Origin of the sequence: Pseudomonas sp. HD6422, assembly GCF_025377065.1 — a bacterium.
GTDB lineage: Bacteria > Pseudomonadota > Gammaproteobacteria > Pseudomonadales > Pseudomonadaceae > Aquipseudomonas > Aquipseudomonas putida_U.
Genome location: NZ_JAHWIW010000013.1, coordinates 92,100 through 107,527 on the forward strand (window position 1 = coordinate 92,100; position 15,428 = coordinate 107,527).

18 protein-coding genes are annotated in these 15,428 nt (G+C 64.9%); 6 read left to right on the forward strand and 12 right to left on the reverse strand.

The window, feature by feature from the left end; translation table 11 throughout:
- The first annotated feature begins 25 nt into the window (after nt 1-25).
- Both dxs and KY379_RS11805 read left to right on the forward strand, forming a co-directional pair.
- The gene (gene dxs, locus KY379_RS11800; RefSeq protein ID WP_261240118.1) at nt 26-1,921 is read left to right on the forward strand and encodes a 1-deoxy-D-xylulose-5-phosphate synthase; all 1,896 of its coding nucleotides are present in this window, start codon (nt 26-28) and stop codon (nt 1,919-1,921) included.
- Between the two features lie 106 nt (nt 1,922-2,027).
- A complete protein-coding gene (locus KY379_RS11805) occupies nt 2,028-3,899 on the forward strand; it encodes a TonB-dependent receptor domain-containing protein (RefSeq protein ID WP_261240119.1) in 1,872 nt (623 codons plus the stop codon).
- Here the strand turns inward: KY379_RS11805 and KY379_RS11810 are convergent.
- The 11 genes from KY379_RS11810 to nrdR form a co-directional block, all read right to left on the reverse strand.
- Nucleotides 3,877-4,686, reverse strand: a complete 810-nt coding sequence (locus tag KY379_RS11810; RefSeq protein ID WP_133330118.1) for a cobalamin-binding protein — start codon at nt 4,684-4,686, stop codon at nt 3,877-3,879. The genes KY379_RS11805 and KY379_RS11810 overlap by 23 nt on opposite strands.
- A gap of 12 nt (nt 4,687-4,698) precedes the next feature.
- The gene (gene ribA, locus KY379_RS11815; protein WP_133330116.1) at nt 4,699-5,316 is read right to left on the reverse strand and encodes a GTP cyclohydrolase II; all 618 of its coding nucleotides are present in this window, start codon (nt 5,314-5,316) and stop codon (nt 4,699-4,701) included.
- Between the two features lie 128 nt (nt 5,317-5,444).
- Entirely contained in the window at nt 5,445-6,182 is a 738-nt protein-coding gene (locus tag KY379_RS11820) for a substrate-binding periplasmic protein (RefSeq protein WP_261240120.1), read from the reverse strand.
- A 22-nt stretch (nt 6,183-6,204) separates the two neighbouring features.
- A complete protein-coding gene (locus tag KY379_RS11825; protein ID WP_133330112.1) occupies nt 6,205-6,708 on the reverse strand; it encodes a phosphatidylglycerophosphatase A in 504 nt (167 codons plus the stop codon).
- Nucleotides 6,705-7,667 carry a thiamine-phosphate kinase gene (gene thiL / locus KY379_RS11830; protein WP_133330110.1) on the reverse strand — a complete coding sequence of 321 codons (963 nt, stop codon included), beginning with the start codon at nt 7,665-7,667 and terminating at the stop codon, nt 6,705-6,707. The genes KY379_RS11825 and thiL overlap by 4 nt, the downstream gene beginning before the upstream one ends.
- An 18-nt stretch (nt 7,668-7,685) precedes the next feature.
- On the reverse strand, nt 7,686-8,186 hold the full coding sequence (gene nusB, locus KY379_RS11835; RefSeq protein ID WP_261240122.1) for a transcription antitermination factor NusB: 501 nt from the start codon (nt 8,184-8,186) through the stop codon (nt 7,686-7,688).
- A complete protein-coding gene (gene ribE, locus KY379_RS11840) occupies nt 8,183-8,659 on the reverse strand; it encodes a 6,7-dimethyl-8-ribityllumazine synthase (RefSeq protein WP_133330105.1) in 477 nt (158 codons plus the stop codon). The genes nusB and ribE overlap by 4 nt, the downstream gene beginning before the upstream one ends.
- Nucleotides 8,660-8,750: 91 nt before the next feature.
- Nucleotides 8,751-9,842: a bifunctional 3,4-dihydroxy-2-butanone-4-phosphate synthase/GTP cyclohydrolase II gene (gene ribBA / locus KY379_RS11845; RefSeq protein ID WP_133330103.1), complete on the reverse strand. Its 1,092-nt coding sequence runs from the start codon at nt 9,840-9,842 to the stop codon at nt 8,751-8,753.
- A gap of 16 nt (nt 9,843-9,858) precedes the next feature.
- Nucleotides 9,859-10,524, reverse strand: a complete 666-nt coding sequence (locus tag KY379_RS11850; protein WP_261240123.1) for a riboflavin synthase — start codon at nt 10,522-10,524, stop codon at nt 9,859-9,861.
- A 40-nt stretch (nt 10,525-10,564) separates the two neighbouring features.
- A complete protein-coding gene (ribD, locus tag KY379_RS11855) occupies nt 10,565-11,695 on the reverse strand; it encodes a bifunctional diaminohydroxyphosphoribosylaminopyrimidine deaminase/5-amino-6-(5-phosphoribosylamino)uracil reductase RibD (RefSeq protein ID WP_196173204.1) in 1,131 nt (376 codons plus the stop codon).
- Nucleotides 11,696-11,697: 2 nt separating this feature from the next.
- A complete protein-coding gene (gene nrdR / locus KY379_RS11860; protein WP_165976087.1) occupies nt 11,698-12,162 on the reverse strand; it encodes a transcriptional regulator NrdR in 465 nt (154 codons plus the stop codon).
- 105 nt (nt 12,163-12,267) lie between these two features.
- Here nrdR and KY379_RS11865 point away from each other — a divergent pair, with 105 nt between their 5' ends.
- The 3 genes from KY379_RS11865 to trxA are packed head-to-tail and all read left to right on the forward strand — an operon-like array spanning nt 12,268 to nt 14,298.
- The gene (locus tag KY379_RS11865; RefSeq protein ID WP_261240124.1) at nt 12,268-12,720 is read left to right on the forward strand and encodes a YbaY family lipoprotein; all 453 of its coding nucleotides are present in this window, start codon (nt 12,268-12,270) and stop codon (nt 12,718-12,720) included.
- On the forward strand, nt 12,720-13,379 hold the full coding sequence (locus KY379_RS11870) for a class I SAM-dependent methyltransferase (protein WP_133330093.1): 660 nt from the start codon (nt 12,720-12,722) through the stop codon (nt 13,377-13,379). The genes KY379_RS11865 and KY379_RS11870 overlap by 1 nt, the downstream gene beginning before the upstream one ends.
- Before the next feature lie 31 nt (nt 13,380-13,410).
- Nucleotides 13,411-14,298, forward strand: coding sequence for a thioredoxin (gene trxA, locus KY379_RS11875; RefSeq protein ID WP_133330091.1), 888 nt, complete (start codon nt 13,411-13,413; stop codon nt 14,296-14,298).
- A 79-nt stretch (nt 14,299-14,377) separates the two neighbouring features.
- On the opposite strand, the gene KY379_RS11880 is transcribed toward trxA, so the two are convergent.
- Complete coding sequence (locus tag KY379_RS11880) at nt 14,378-14,719, reverse strand: hypothetical protein (protein ID WP_133330089.1); 342 nt, start codon at nt 14,717-14,719, stop codon at nt 14,378-14,380.
- A 131-nt stretch (nt 14,720-14,850) separates the two neighbouring features.
- Between KY379_RS11880 and KY379_RS11885 the strand changes: the two genes are divergently transcribed.
- Nucleotides 14,851-15,426, forward strand: a complete 576-nt coding sequence (locus KY379_RS11885) for a DUF2796 domain-containing protein (RefSeq protein ID WP_261240125.1) — start codon at nt 14,851-14,853, stop codon at nt 15,424-15,426.
- The last annotated feature ends 2 nt before the right edge of the window (nt 15,427-15,428 follow it).

Consider the following 15,428-nt stretch of genomic DNA (forward strand, 5'->3'; position numbering starts at 1 on the left):
CTTCACACCTATAACGACTCGCCTGATGCCCACGACGTTTCAAGAGATCCCCCGCGAACGCCCGGTCACGCCGTTGCTCGACCGCGCTGACACGCCCGCCGGCCTGCGCCGGTTGGCCGAAGCCGACCTGGAGACCCTGGCCGACGAGTTGCGCCAGGAGTTGCTCTACACCGTGGGTCAGACCGGTGGGCATTTCGGCGCCGGCCTTGGTGTCATCGAGCTGACGATCGCCCTGCACTATGTCTTCGACACACCGGATGACCGCCTGGTGTGGGACGTCGGCCACCAAGCCTACCCGCACAAGATCCTCACCGGGCGGCGCAACCGCATGCTGACCCTGCGCCAGAAGGACGGCATCGCCGCCTTCCCGCGCCGCAGCGAGAGCGAGTACGACACCTTTGGCGTCGGTCACTCCAGCACCTCGATCAGCGCCGCCTTGGGCATGGCCATCGCCGCCCGGCTGCAGAATGACCCACGCAAGGCCATCGCCGTGATCGGCGACGGCGCCTTGACCGCAGGCATGGCCTTCGAGGCGCTGAACCACGCCCAGGAAGTGGACGCCAACATGCTGGTGATCCTCAACGACAACGACATGTCGATTTCGCGCAATGTCGGTGGCCTGTCCAACTACCTGGCCAAGATCCTCTCCAGCCGCACCTACGCGAGCATGCGCGAAGGCAGCAAGAAAGTGCTGTCGCGCCTGCCGGGTGCCTGGGAAATCGCCCGTCGCACCGAGGAATACGCCAAAGGCATGCTGGTGCCTGGCACCCTGTTCGAGGAACTGGGCTGGAATTACATCGGCCCGATCGACGGGCACGACCTGCCGACCATGATCGCCACCCTGCGTAACATGCGTGACCTCAAAGGCCCGCAGTTCCTGCACGTGGTGACCAAGAAGGGCAAGGGTTTCGCTCCGGCCGAAATCGATCCGATCGGCTACCACGCGATCACCAAGCTCGAGCCTGCCGACAAGCCCGCAGCGCCGAAGAAGCCCAGCGGGCCGAAGTATTCTGCAGTCTTTGGCCAATGGCTGTGCGACATGGCGGCTGCCGATAACCGCCTGGTCGGCATCACCCCGGCGATGAAGGAAGGCTCCGACCTGGTGGCCTTCAGCGAACGCTACCCGGAGCGCTACTTCGACGTGGCGATCGCCGAGCAGCACGCGGTGACCTTCGCTGCCGGCATGGCCTGCGAAGGCGCCAAGCCGGTGGTGGCGATCTATTCGACCTTCCTCCAGCGCGCCTACGACCAGTTGATCCACGATGTGGCGGTACAGAACCTCGACGTGCTGTTCGCCATCGACCGTGCGGGCCTGGTCGGCGAGGACGGCCCGACCCACGCTGGCAGCTATGACCTTTCGTACCTGCGCTGCATCCCCGGCATGCTGGTGATGACCCCGAGCGACGAAAACGAACTGCGCAAGATGCTCAGTACCGGCCACCTCTACAACGGTCCGGCGGCGGTGCGCTATCCCCGTGGCACCGGCCCCAACGCCCCGATCAGCGGCGATCTGGAGCCAATGGAAATCGGCAAGGGCGTGGTTCGTCGCAAGGGCCAGAAAGTCGCCCTGCTGGTGTTCGGCGTGCAACTGGCCGAAGCCCTGCAGGTGGCCGAGCAGATCGACGCCACCGTGGTCGACATGCGCTTCGTCAAGCCGCTGGACGAAGCTCTGGTACTTGAGCTGGCCGGCAGCCATGAGTTGCTGGTGACCATCGAGGAAAACGCCATCATGGGCGGCGCCGGCGCTGCCGTAGGCGAGTTCCTGGCCCGTGAGGCAGTGGTCAAGCCGCTGTTGAACCTGGGGCTGCCGGACATCTACGTGGAGCATGCAAAACCTGCGCAGATGCTCGCAGAATGTGGCCTGGATGTGACTGGCATCGAAGCCTCGGTGAAGGCCCGGATGGCCAAGCTGGGTCTGTAGGGCCCTTTCGCGGGACAAGCCCGCTCCCACAGGGACCCCACAAATTTCAAGACTTGTGGTGTGCCTGTGGGAGCGGGCTTGTCCCGCGAATACGTTGGAACCGCCAATGAAAAAATCTGCCTGTGCCGCTTTACTCTGCGCCCCCACATTCCTGCTGGCCGCCGAACGCGACGACGCGCTGAAACTCCCCGATGTACTCATCAGCGCCAACCGCCAGGTCGAATCGCGCATCGCCACCAGTGCCGCCAACACCGTCTTCACCCGTGACGACATCGACCGCCTGCAGCCCACCAGCGTCACCGACCTGCTCACCCGCGTACCCGGCGTGCAGGTGGCGCCGACCGGTGGCCGTGGCAGCCTGCCGGGCATCTTCATCCGCGGCACCAAGGCGGCCCAAAGTCTGGTGCTGGTGGACGGGGTACGCATCGCCAACGCCACCTCCGGCGACAGCGGCCTGCAGTTTCTCGATGTCGACCAGATCGAGCGCGTCGAGGTGCTGCGTGGCTCGCGCTCGGCGCTGTACGGCAGCGATGCCATCGGTGGGGTGATCCAGATCTTCACCCGCCGCGCCAGCGGTGCCGGCCTGCACCCTCGGCTGCGCCTGGCTGCTGGCAGCAATCACACCTGGCAACGCAGCCTGGGCGTGTCCGGCAATGACGGCGCCACGCGCTTCAACCTCGGCGCCAGCCTGGACGAAACCGCCGGCATCGACGCCACCGGTCCTTCGTTCGCCAGCGATAACGATCACGATGCCTACCGTAACCAGTCGCTCAACCTGAGCCTCAGCCATACCTTCGGCGAACGCTTCGAAGCCGGGCTGAACCTGCTCGATAGCCGTGGGCGCAGCGAGTACGACAACCCATTCGGCCGCTTCGACCCGGTCACCTTCGACAGCTTCGGACAAAAACCCTACACCGACTTCAGCGTCAGTAGTCTGGGCACCTACTTCGACGCCCAATTGACCGACACCTGGCACTCGCGTCTGGAGGTGGCACACAGCGAAAACCGCGACGATAAACGCGACAAGCTCAGCGACGAGCGCTTCGTGTTCAATACCTATCGCGACCAGATCACCTGGCAGAACGACTTGGCGCTGACCGAGCAGCACAACCTGATGGTCGGGGGCGACTGGTACGAGGATCGCGTGCATGCCAGCACCGACTTCACCGAGGACAGCCGCTGGAACCGTGCAGTTTTCATCCAGCATCGCTACAGCGCTGAGCGCTTCTCCACCGAGCTGGGCGTGCGTCGCGACCAGAATCAGCAGTTTGGCGGCCAGACCACCTGGAGCGGCACCCTCACCCTGCCGCTGAACGCCGACAACGATCTGCTGCTGTCGTACAGCGAGGGCTTCCGTGCGCCGACCTTCAACGATCTGTATTACCCGCAGTTCAGCAACCCGGACCTCAAGCCCGAACGGTCCAAGAGCTATGAGCTGCAATGGCGCAGCCAACTGACCGCCGACAGCCGTCTGGAAACCTCGCTGTACCGCACCGACCTGCGCGATGCGATCATCTTCGGCCAGGACTCGATCCCCCGTAACGTCGCCTCGGCGCGCATCAACGGCGTGGAAATCGCCCTCGATCAGCAATGGGGTGCCTGGCACAGCCAGCTCGGCCTGGCCTTGATCGACCCCCGCGACCGCGACAGCGGTCACACCCTTGCCCGCCGTGCCCGACGCACGCTGAGCCTGGACCTGGACCGCCAGGTCGAGCGTTTCGATCTCGGCGTCAGTTGGCAAGCGGTGAGCGCCAGCTACGACGACGAAGCCAACCGCAACCGCCTGGGCGGCTATGGCCTGCTGGGCCTACGCGGAGGCTGGGCGGCAACCGATGAACTCAGGCTTGAACTGAAGCTGGATAACCTGCTGGACAAGGGCTACAGCCGGGCGCTGTATAGCTACGAGGGGGCCAGCTACGGCTACCGCGAAGAAGGCCGCACGGCGTTGCTGAGCCTCACCTGGACACCGGCGCTTTAGCCGCAAGCATCGCGCATAGCCGAGCAGTGGCCTCGATCATCTGGCCGCTGGGGCGCTCGATCCCCTTGTCCGGTATCACCAGCAGACGCCCCTGCGCCACCGCGTCGATGGCTGACCAGGCGTGCCAGCTCTGCAGTTGCGCCGCGTCGCCTGCCAGGATCACCTGCGGATTGCGCAACAGCACCGACTCCACACTCACCTGAGGTGCCGGCTGGTTCAGGTCGTCGAAGATATTGCGTGCCCCGCACACTGCCAACGCATCGCTGACCACCTGCCGTCCGCCGAGGGTATACAGCGGTCGATCCCAGACCTGGTAGAACACCCGTAGCGGTTGCTCGCGGTGATAGCGCTCGCGTAACTGGCGCAGGCGCTGACGCAACCCACTGGCATATACCTGCCCCCGTTCGGCCAGGCCCAGGCGCTGGGCAAGGGTATCGATCTGATCGATCAGTTGTGCAAGGGTGTGCGGCTCGGCGCTGTAGGTGGCGATGCCCAACCGCGTGAGCTGCTCGCGCTGGGCCGGGGCAATGCTGCCCGGCCACAACAGCAACAGGTCGGGCCGCAGGCTGACCAGGCGTTCGAGATCCAGCTGTCCCTGGCGCCCGACCGAGGGCAAGGCCTGCAGCGCAGCGGGTCGCTCGCCGCCGTCGAGTACGCCGACCAGCAGGCCGTCGGCCTGCAGTTCGAGCATGATTTCAGTCATTGAGGGCGCCAGGCTGATCACCCGCAGCGGCTCGGCCCGGGCGATGCAGGCCAGCAGTGCAAGGAGGCAGAGCAACAGGCGCATCGGCGCAGCCGATCAGGCGTGGGGGACTTCGCCTTGGTGCTTGTTGCCCATCATGTGGCCCAGCTTGTCGGCCTTGGTGGCCAGGTACAGGCGGTTATGCGGGTTGTGCCCGGTATGCAGCGGCACCCGCTCGGCGACTGTGATGTGCATGTCGGTCAGCGCCTTGACCTTGCGCGGGTTGTTGGTCATCAAACGCAGAGACTTGACGCCCAGGTGCTCGAGCATTGGCAGGCACATGGCGTAGTCACGCTGGTCGGCAGCAAAGCCCAGGCGTTCGTTGGCCTCGACGGTGTCGGCGCCGCCGTCCTGCAGCTCGTAGGCGCGGATCTTGTTCAGCAGACCGATGCCACGACCTTCCTGGCGCAGATACAGCAGCACGCCACGGCCTTCTCGGGCGATGGCCTGCAGCGCGGCTTCCAGCTGCGATCCGCAGTCGCAGCGCTGGCTGAACAAGGCATCGCCGGTCAGGCACTCGGAGTGCAGACGCCCCAGTACCGGCTCGCCATCGGCGATATCACCCAGGCTCAGCACCACGTGCTCGCGGCCGGTGGCTTCGTCAAGAAAGCCATGCATGGTGAAAGTCGCAAAAGGAGTCGGAAGCTTAGAGGCGGCAACAAAGACGACGGGCACGTTGTGCTCCTGGAATAAGTAGGACATTTCTCTGGATGCGATTGTATCAGCAGGTTGGCAGGTATGGGCGCGCTGAATACCGTCGCTTAAGATCGAAAAGTTCGATGCTTATGGGGCCCACCCTGGCATTACTGCGGCTTGCTGTCGGCACTGAACGGATAGGGCTGCTTCCAGTGCGCGAAAATCGCCTTCAGTTCGCCGCTGCGTACCAGTTCGGCCATGCGCCTGTCGAACAGGTCACGCAGGGCCTTGGCCTGCTCGCTGCGGGCAAATGCCAGGTACAACGGCAGTTCGGCGATGTGCGTGCGCCGGAACCGCTGGGGTTGCGAGGTCTGGTCAAGCACATAGTCGACCTCGGTCTGGGCATCGATGTAGAAATCAACCCGGTCATGCTCGAGCATCGGCAGGATGCCTTCACGGCGCTGGATCTCGCGAAAGTCGTGCACATTGGGCAGGTAACTGCCGTAGTCATAGCCGCGCACCCAGGCTAGCCGATAATGGCCGATGGTCTGCGGGGTTGGTATCGGCTTGCTGCCCAGACCCAGGGCATAGATGTGGTCCATGTCGAAGTGCCAACGCGGATACAGGTTGTCTTCGTTCTCGTCCTTGTACGAACCGACCCAGGCATCGGCCTCACCGCGCTTGACCAGGCCGATCGCGCGGCTGTAGGGCGCGCTCTGGGTCACCACCTTGACTCCGGCGGGCTCGAACACCTTGCGCAATACATCCCAGGCCACTCCGCTGCCATCGGCATTGGTATAGTCGATCCATTCCTCGCTGACCAGATGGACCTGCTTGGGCAGGCCGTCGGCGGCAGCGGCCCAGGGGGCCAGGCTCAGCAGCATTGCCAATAACAACGTCTTCATGACCTTCGCCCCATTCCCTGTATCAGCCCACCGCCCAGACCAGGACCTGCATCCCCAGCCAGGCGAACACACCGGCCAGGATATCATCAAGCATGATCCCTACGCCGCCATGCACGTGACGGTCGATCCAACGAATCGGCCATGGCTTGAGGATGTCGAAGAAACGGAACAGCAGGAACCCCGCCAGCAGCCATTGCCAGCCCTCCGGCACCAGCCAGAGGGTGATCCACATGCCGACCATTTCGTCCCAGACGATGCCTTCGTGGTCATGGACGCGCAGGTCGGTGGCCACTTTGCCGCACAGCCAGAAGCCGAACAGCATGGTGACGCCCAACAGCAGCCAGTAGCCCCAGTCCGGGAGCATCTGCCACAGCGGGATGAATGGCAGAGCCACCAGCGAGCCCCAGGTCCCTGGGGCCTTGGGCAGGGTGCCCGAGCCGAAGCCGAAGGCAATGAAATGCCACGGATTGCGCCAGACCGAAGGCGGCACGAACTCCGCGGGCACCTGATTGGGGTGATCGGTCACGGTGTCTCCCTAAAATGTTGATAGCCCCGCTGCAGCGGGGTGATGTCCTGACCTTGGCGATCGCGCAGGCTCACGCCCTGCCCCTCGAGCACACGCCCGATGACATGAACGGGGGTCTGCGCCTGCAGGGATGACAGCTGCCCTGGTGGCAAGGTGAACGCCAGCACGTAATCGTCGCCACCGGCCACAGCGGCCTGCAAGGCCGCCTGCGGGCCGACAAAGCCCTGCAAAGCGGCTGACACCGGTACCTGGTGCAGGTTCACTTCCAGTGCCACCCCGGATGCCTTGGCAATATGCCCGCAATCGGCCAACAGGCCATCGGATATGTCCAGCGCCGCGGTGGCGCGCCCGCGCAGCAACTGGCCGAGGGCGAACTGCGGCGAGGGTGACCAGTAGTGATCGAGCAGGGGTTGCGCCAGGGCGTTGGGCGCCTCGCGCTCGCCAAGCACCAACGGCAGGGCGCCGGCGGCATTGCCCAGCTCGCCGCCCACGCACAGCAAATCGCCCGGCCTCGCGCCACTGCGGCGCAAGGCCTGCCCAGCTGGCACACGGCCAAACACGGTCACGGTGATGCTCAGGGGACCGCGGGTGGTGTCGCCACCGATCAACCCCAGCCGGCAGCGTCGCGCCATACGGTCGAGCCCATCGGCAAAGGCACGCAGCCAGGCCTCGCCGACTTCCGGCAAGGTCAGGGCAAGGGTGAAGGCGATCGGGGTCGCGCCCATGGCGGCCAGGTCACTGGCGGCCACGGCCAGCGAACGCTGGCCGAGCAGGCCAGGGTCACAGACCCGGGGAAAGTGCACGCCGGCAACCAGGGTGTCGGTAGACACCGCCAGTTGCTCGCCGGGAGGCAGGTCCAACAGGGCACAGTCATCGCCGATACCCAACGCCACGCCTTCGCCGCCCTGCGCGCATTGCGCGGCGGCGAAATAGTGGTTGATCAGCTCGAACTCACCCATGGCCGGACAGCGCTGGAATCAGCGCTTGGCCGCCTTGACTTCCGCTTCGCGCAGGATCGGCGCGAGCTTGTCCAGCACGCCGTTGACGAACTTGTGCCCGTCGGTGGCGCCAAACACCTTGGCCAGTTCCACGCCTTCGTTGATCACCACGCGGTACGGTACGTCGACGCGCTTGATGAACTCCCAGGTGGACAGACGCAGTACAGCCAGCTCGACCGGGTCGAGCTCTTCCAAGGCCAGGTCCAGGCATGGAACCAGGGCCTTGTCGATTTCGCTCTTGATCGCCGGAACCCCATGCAGGATTTCGCGGAAATAAGCGCCATCGACATCGGAGAAATCGTTATCGACCCGGAACTGCGCTTCGACCTCGTTCAGCGAATGCTGAGCCATGTGCCACTGGTAGAGGGCCTGGGTCGCGAGCTTACGGGCTTCGCGGCGCTTGGCGCTCTTCGAGGGCTTGCCGGCATCCGCGGGTTTTGGATCGCGCGGGTTGAAACGATCGCTTTCGTCGCTAATCACTTGGCCTCCAACTGCGCCAGCAGGCTGACCATTTCCAGAGCGGACAGGGCAGCTTCAGCACCTTTGTTGCCGGCCTTGGTGCCGGAACGCTCGATGGCCTGTTCGATGGAATCGACGGTCAGGACTCCGAAGGCTACCGGCACACCGAACTCCATCGACACCTGGGCCAAGCCCTTGGTGCATTCGCCCGCCACGTATTCGAAGTGCGGGGTACCGCCACGGATCACGGCGCCCAGGGCGATGATCGCGTCGTATTCGCTTTGCTGGGCGACTTTCTGTGCCACCAGCGGGATTTCGAAGGCGCCCGGGGCACGGATGATGGTGATGTCGCTTTCGCTGACACCGTGGCGTACCAGGGCATCAACGGCACCGCTCACCAGGCTTTCGACGACGAAGCTGTTGAAGCGGCCAACCACCAAAGCATAGCGACCTTTGGGGGCGATGAAGGTACCTTCGATGGTCTTCAGGGTCATTCCGATGTTCTCATCTTCAAGAGCGAGGCCGCGCAAGGGCGGCCTCTGCAGGGTTTGGACTCGAGCGCAGGGGCGCGAACGCCGCCTCAAGTCACTCGGAGGGCACGTATTCTACAACTTCCAGATCGAATCCGGATATCGCATTGAACTTCATCGGCGAACTCATCAGGCGCATCTTGCGCACGCCGAGGTCGCGCAGGATCTGCGAGCCGGCACCGACGGTGCTGTAGGTGGTCGGCGCCTTGACCGGCGCGTCGCCCGCGCTTTCGCGGATGTGCGCCAGCAACACGTCGCCGTCCAGCGGGTGCCCCAGCAGCAGCACCACGCCACTCCCGGCCTCGGCCACCGCGGCCATGGCGGCACGCAGGCTCCAGCGACCCGGTTGCTTGACCAGCAGCAGGTCGCGCAAAGGGTCCATGTTGTGCACGCGCACCAGGGTCGGCTGTTCGGCGCAGATGGTGCCCAGGGTCAGGGCCATGTGCACATCGCCTTCCACCGCATCGCGGTAAGTGACCAGGTTGAATTCGCCCAGCTCGCTCTCGATACGCTGCTCGGAAACACGCTGGACGGTACGCTCGTGGATCATGCGGTAGTGGATCAGGTCGGCGATGGTGCCGATCTTCAGGCCATGCTCGGCTGCGAAGACTTCCAGCTCGGCGCGGCGCGACATGGTGCCGTCGTCGTTCATCACTTCGCAGATCACGCCGCTCGGCTCGAAGCCGGCCATGCGTGCCAGGTCGCAAGCGGCCTCGGTGTGGCCGGCGCGGGCCAGGGTGCCGCCGGGCTGGGCCATCAGCGGGAAGATATGCCCCGGGCTGACGATGTCCTCGGCCTTGGCGTCCTTGGCTGCGGCAGCTTGCACGGTGCGGGCGCGGTCGGCAGCGGAGATGCCGGTGGTCACGCCTTCGGCGGCCTCGATCGACACGGTGAACTTGGTGCCGAAGCCGGAACCGTTGCGCGGCGCCATCAGCGGCAGCTTGAGCGTTTCGCAGCGCTCACGGGTCATCGGCATGCAGATCAGGCCACGAGCGTGCTTGGCCATGAAATTGATGTGCTCGGGCTGGCAGCACTCGGCCGCCATGATGATGTCGCCTTCGTTCTCACGGTCTTCGTCATCCATCAGGATGACCATTTTGCCCTGGCGGATGTCTTCGACCAGTTCTTCGATGCTGTTGAGCGCCACTGGCACCCCCTCTCAATCAGGATTTCAAGAAGCCGTTGGCGGCCAGGAAGCTTTCGGTTATGCCACTGCCCTTGCTCGGCTCGGCCGCCTTGTCACCCAGCAGCAGACGCTCCAGGTAACGGGCCAGCAGATCGACCTCAAGGTTCACCCGACGCCCTGCGCGGTAGTCGGCCATGATGGTTTCGGACAGGGTGTGCGGGACGATGGTCAGCTCGAACTCGGCGCCGTCGACCTCATTGACCGTCAGGCTGGTGCCGTCGACGGTGATCGAACCCTTACGGGCGATGTACTTGGCCAGCTCCTTCGGCGCCCGCAGGCGGAACTGGATGGCGCGGGCGTTATCGCTGCGCGAGATGATTTCGCCGACACCGTCGACGTGGCCGCTGACCAGATGGCCGCCCAGGCGGGTGGTGGGGGTCAGGGCCTTTTCCAGGTTGACCTTGCTGCCGCTCTTGAGGTCGATGAAGGCGGTGCGCTTGAGGGTCTCGACACTGACGTCGGCCCAGAAGCCATCGCCGGGCAACTCCACGGCGGTCAGGCACACGCCATTGACCGCGATGCTGTCGCCGAGCTTGACGTCACCCAGGTCGAGCTTGCCGGTCTCGACGTAGACGCGCACGTCGCCGCCCTTCGGGGTCAGGCTGCGGATGGTGCCGATGGATTCGATGATGCCGGTGAACATGATGCTTCCTCAGGAACGGTTGCGCGGGGCAAGCCCGGCATTATACGCCGGGTGCTGGCAGAGGGATGGCTGTGACCCGCCAGTCATCGCCCACTGCGCGCATTTCGATGATTTTCAGCCGAGGCGCCTCGCTCATCTGGCTCAGCGGCCAGTCCAGCAGCGGCCGGGCCTGGGAACCGAGGAAGGTGCCGGCGACGAACAGCTGGTACTCGTCGATCAGCCCTTGCCGGGCGAAGGCGCCGACCAGGCCGGGGCCGGCCTCGAGGAGGATGTCGTTGACGCCACGGGCGGCCAGGACGCGCAGCAACGCGGGCAGGTCGACCTGGCCATCGCTGCCAGGCAGGCTGAGCAGTTCGTGGCCGGCCTCGGCATACCGCGAGTCTGCCGCCTGAGCGGTGACAACCAGGGCTGGGCCGGCCTGGAAGAATGGCGCGTCGAGCGGCAGACGCAGGCGGCCATCGATCAGCACGCGCAGCGGCGTGCGGCTCAATGCCAGCGCAGTGGTTTCGACATCCAGGCCAAGCTCGGCGCCGCGCACGGTCATCCGCGCATTGTCGGCCAGCACGCTGGCGGCACTGGTCAGCACAACGCTGGCACGAGCGCGCAGGCGCTGCACCGCCGAGCGGGCGGCGGGGCCGGTGATCCACTGGCTCTCGCCGCTGGCCATGGCGGTGCGACCATCCAGGCTCATCGCCAGCTTGGCGCGTACGAACGGCAGGCCGTGTTCCATGCGTTTGAGGAAACCTGGATTGAGCGCGCGCGCATCAGCCTCGAGCACGCCGCTGGTCACCTCGATACCGGCCTCGGCCAGGCGCCGCAGGCCAGTGCCGGCCACCTGCGGGTTGGGGTCCTGCATGGCCGCAACCACACGTGCTACGCCGGCCTTGACCAGCGCCTCGGCGCACGGCGGGGTACGCCCGTGGTGGCTGCACGGTTCGAGAGTGACGTAGGCGCAGGCGCCACGGGCACGCTCACCGGCCTGGCGCAGGGCATGCACCTCGGCATGCGGCTCGCCGGCACGCACATGCCAGCCCTCGCCCACCACCTCGCCGTCGCGCACGATCACGCAGCCCACACGCGGGTTGGGGTGCGTGGTGTAGACCCCCTTGCGGGCCAGTTCCAGTGCACGGGCCATGTAGTGGGCGTCGAGGATCGCGGTCTGGCTGGGCATGCTCATTCTTTGGCGGGCTCGCGGGCCAGACGGTCGATTTCTTCACGGAATTCGTCAAGGTCGCGGAAGCTGCGGTACACCGAGGCGAAGCGGATATAGGCGACTTCGTCGAGCTTGCGCAGCTCGGCCATGACCATTTCCCCGACCACCAGTGACTTGACCTCGCGTTCGCCGGTGGCGCGCAGGCGGCTCTTGATATGCGCCAGCGCCGCTTCCAGGCGCTCGACACTGACCGGGCGTTTTTCCAGGGCCCGCTGCATCCCGGCGCGCAGTTTGTCTTCATCGAAAGGCTGGCGGGTGCCGTCCTGCTTGATCAGCCGGGGCAGCACCAGCTCGGCGGTTTCAAAGGTGGTGAAGCGCTCGCCGCAGGCGACGCATTCGCGGCGGCGGCGCACTTGTTCGCCTTCGGCGACCAGGCGCGAATCGATGACCTTGGTGTCGTTGGCACCGCAAAATGGACAGTGCATGGTGGCAGGCAACAAAAAAAGGGAGAGCCATGGTAGCGCATTGCACTGGCAAGACAAGACAAAGGGTTTACCATCCAGATAAATCTGCCCTTTAAGGATGACTCCATGCAGCCTCGTGCGCTCGTCGTACTGTGCCTCTCCGGCCTCCTCGCCGCCTGTGGCAGCGACCGGCCCAAGCCCGAACAGGCCCCGGCGCCCAGCCCTGCCAAGGTGGCGAAAAAAGCCGAGCCCCTGGGTCCGCTACCTGCCTACCAACGCGAACTGAGCGGCACCTTGCTGGAGGTCCCCGCGGGCGCCGAGGTCGAGCTGGCGCTGCTGGTGATCGACGAGCGAGACCGCCCGAAGCGCCTGTTGGCCAGTAGCAACCTGACCGGCACCGGCCAGGCCCTGCCCTACCAGCTGCGCTTCAACCCCGAAGCGTTTCCGGCTGGCGCTCGCGTCGAACTGCGTGGGCGTGCCAGCCGCTCCGGCCAGTTGATCCTGCATTTGCCACCCCTGCGCATCACCCAGGCCCAGACCCAGGCCACCGGCCCGCTGCGTTTCGAGAAAGCCCCATAATGGTCCCCAGCGCCCTGCAACAGGCCCTCACTGGCCTGATCGGCGAAGCGCGCCTGGTGGTCAGTGAACTGCCTGCAAGCCCCCTGAAACTCTGGCTGATCGACGACCAGAACATGGACCGCGCCTTCAGCAGCGACGAAACCCGGCGCATCCTCGAAGAACCGCCCTACTGGTGCTTCTGCTGGGCCAGCGGGCTGGCCATGGCGCACTACCTGGCTGAGCACCCGCACTGGGTCGAAGGTAAGCGGGTGTTGGACTTCGGTGCAGGATCCGGCATTGCCGGCATCGCCGCCGCCCAGGCAGGGGCCCTGGAAGTGGTGGCTTGCGATCTCGATCCGTTGGCTCTGCAAGCGTGCCAGGCGAATGCGGCGCTCAATGGCGTGACGCTTGGCTACAGCAGCGACTTTTTCGCCGAGGCCGATCGCTTCGACCTGATTCTGGTGGCCGACGTCCTCTACGACCGCGCCAACCTGCCACTGCTCGATGCCTTCCTCGGCCGTGGCCGGCAAGCACTGGTGGCGGACTCGCGGGTGCGCGACTTCAGCCATCCGCTGTATCGGCAATTGGGCACGCTCGATGCCCTGACCCTGCCGGACCTGGCCGAGCCACACGAATTCCGCCGGGTCAGCCTGTACCACGCCAGCCGCGAGCCTTTATAGTGGTGCCATTCACGGATTTGCGAGAGTCATGATGAGCCAAGCTCCCTACAGCGAAGAAGTCCCGTACATTTTCGATGCCACCGATGCCAACTTTCAGCAGGCAGTGATCGAGAACTCGTTTCACAAGCCGGTGCTGGTCGACTTCTGGGCCGAATGGTGTGCGCCCTGCAAAGCGCTGATGCCGCTGCTGGCGAAAATCGCCGAGGGTTACCAGGGCGAGTTGTTGCTGGCCAAGGTCAATTGCGATGTCGAGCAACAGGTGGTTGCCCAGTTCGGCATCCGCAGCCTGCCCACCGTGGTGCTGTTCAAGGATGGCCAGCCGGTTGATGGGTTTGCCGGCGCCCAGCCTGAGTCGGCCATTCGGGCGATGCTCGAACCGCACGTACAGATGCCCGCGCCGCCGACCGCCGCACCGCTGGAGCAAGCCAAGGCGCTGTTCGCCGAGAGCCGCTTCGCCGAGGCCGAGGCGCTGCTGGTGGCTCTGCTGGGTGAAGACAACAGCAATGCCGAAGGGCTGATCCTGTACGCCCGCTGCCTGGCCGAACGAGGTGAACTGGGCGAAGCCGAGACCGTACTCGATGCGGTCAAGAGCGATGAGCACAAGGCCGCCCTGGCTGGCGCCAAGGCCCAGCTGACCTTCCTGCGCCAGGCAGCCAGCCTGCCGGAAGTCGCCGACCTGAAGAGCCGTTTGGCGCAAAACCCACAGGATGACGAAGCCGCCTACCAGTTGAGCATTCAGCAACTGGCGCGCCAGCAATACGAGGCTGCGTTGGATGGGCTGCTGAAGCTGTTCCAACGTAATCGAGGTTATGAGAACGGGCTGCCGCAGAAGGCCATGTTGCAGGTGTTCGAGCTGCTCGGTGGCGATCATCCGTTGGTGGGCGTGTACCGTCGCAGGTTGTCGTCGGCGATGTTCTGAGGCGTGCGCTGGAGAGGGGTGGCGCTGCGGATATCGAGCGCCGCCCTGCAAACCTAGTGGCGAGCCACTAACGTCAACCTCATCCCACCCAGTGATACACCGGCGCATCCACGCCACTCTCCACCTTCACATCGGCACTATGGCGCAACCGCACCAGTAGCCGCTTGCCCGCCGCGGTACTGCCTGCCAGCCCTTCCAGCCGATCGAGCAGCTCAGGCCCATTCATCTCCCCGGCCTGGCGCAATAGATCACGCGCTGCCGTCCACTGCCCGTCGTCCTGGCGTGGCGCCGCCGTGGTCGCCGCAGGCACCTCGGCGACCCCAGGTACATCCCTGGGGCGCCCCAGTTGTGCCCACTCTTCAGGCTCGAGCTCGATGGTCAGGTCCACCGGCCAGTCACCAATCTGTCCACGAATTCTCACGATGCGTTCCTTGAAGGGAGGTCGATGGCGACCATGCTACAGCAACATGAAACCTGCGAAAGGCAGGCTGGCGACGCCGATAAAAGTTGTTATAACATTACCAAATCATTTCTCTCGCTCCGGAGTCGTCCATGCGCCGCCTGTTGCTCGCCCTGCCTTTCGCCCTCTTGCCCCTGGCCATGGCCAACGCCCATGACGATCATGACCATGAACACGCCCATGGCACCCTCGGCGCCCATGAACATGGCGTGGCCAAGCTCAATGTTGCACTGGACGGCAACACCTTGGAACTGGAGCTGGACAGCCCGGCGATGAACCTGGTCGGCTTCGAACACGCCGCCAACAGCGATGCCGATAAGGCCAAGGTAGCGGCGGTGCGCCAACAACTCGAACAACCCCTGAAGCTGTTCGGCCTGGCCGCTGCGGCAGGCTGCAAGGAAGAATCCCAGGACCTGCAGAGCCCGCTGTTCGGTGATGCTCCCCACGCTGACGATGACGGTGACGAGCACGAACATGGCCATGTGCACAGCGACATCGGTGCCCACTACCAGCTGACCTGCGCGACCCCGGCCAAGCTCGTCCAACTCGACCTCGGCCCACTGTTCAAAGCCTTCCCGGCAACCCAGAAGATCAACGTGCAACTGATCGGCCCGAACGGTCAGAAGGGTGTGGAAACCAGCCCATCCAAGGCGATGGTCGAATTCTGAAT

What these genes read in the sequence shown, in the direction of transcription:
- nrdR (WP_165976087.1), bottom strand. Translation starts at nt 12,162, where the DNA reads ATGCACTGTCCATTTTGCGGTGCCAACGACACCAAGGTCATCGATTCG.
- KY379_RS11850 (WP_261240123.1), bottom strand. Translation starts at nt 10,524, where the DNA reads ATGTTCACCGGCATCATCGAATCCATCGGCACCATCCGCAGCCTGACC.
- KY379_RS11805 (WP_261240119.1), top strand. Translation starts at nt 2,028, where the DNA reads ATGAAAAAATCTGCCTGTGCCGCTTTACTCTGCGCCCCCACATTCCTG.
- ribE (WP_133330105.1), bottom strand. Translation starts at nt 8,659, where the DNA reads ATGACCCTGAAGACCATCGAAGGTACCTTCATCGCCCCCAAAGGTCGC.
- KY379_RS11870 (WP_133330093.1), top strand. Translation starts at nt 12,720, where the DNA reads ATGGTCCCCAGCGCCCTGCAACAGGCCCTCACTGGCCTGATCGGCGAA.
- KY379_RS11820 (WP_261240120.1), bottom strand. Translation starts at nt 6,182, where the DNA reads ATGAAGACGTTGTTATTGGCAATGCTGCTGAGCCTGGCCCCCTGGGCC.
- KY379_RS11885 (WP_261240125.1), top strand. Translation starts at nt 14,851, where the DNA reads ATGCGCCGCCTGTTGCTCGCCCTGCCTTTCGCCCTCTTGCCCCTGGCC.
- KY379_RS11865 (WP_261240124.1), top strand. Translation starts at nt 12,268, where the DNA reads ATGCAGCCTCGTGCGCTCGTCGTACTGTGCCTCTCCGGCCTCCTCGCC.
- KY379_RS11810 (WP_133330118.1), bottom strand. Translation starts at nt 4,686, where the DNA reads ATGCGCCTGTTGCTCTGCCTCCTTGCACTGCTGGCCTGCATCGCCCGG.
- dxs (WP_261240118.1), top strand. Translation starts at nt 26, where the DNA reads ATGCCCACGACGTTTCAAGAGATCCCCCGCGAACGCCCGGTCACGCCG.
- thiL (WP_133330110.1), bottom strand. Translation starts at nt 7,667, where the DNA reads ATGGGTGAGTTCGAGCTGATCAACCACTATTTCGCCGCCGCGCAATGC.
- trxA (WP_133330091.1), top strand. Translation starts at nt 13,411, where the DNA reads ATGAGCCAAGCTCCCTACAGCGAAGAAGTCCCGTACATTTTCGATGCC.
- ribD (WP_196173204.1), bottom strand. Translation starts at nt 11,695, where the DNA reads ATGCCCAGCCAGACCGCGATCCTCGACGCCCACTACATGGCCCGTGCA.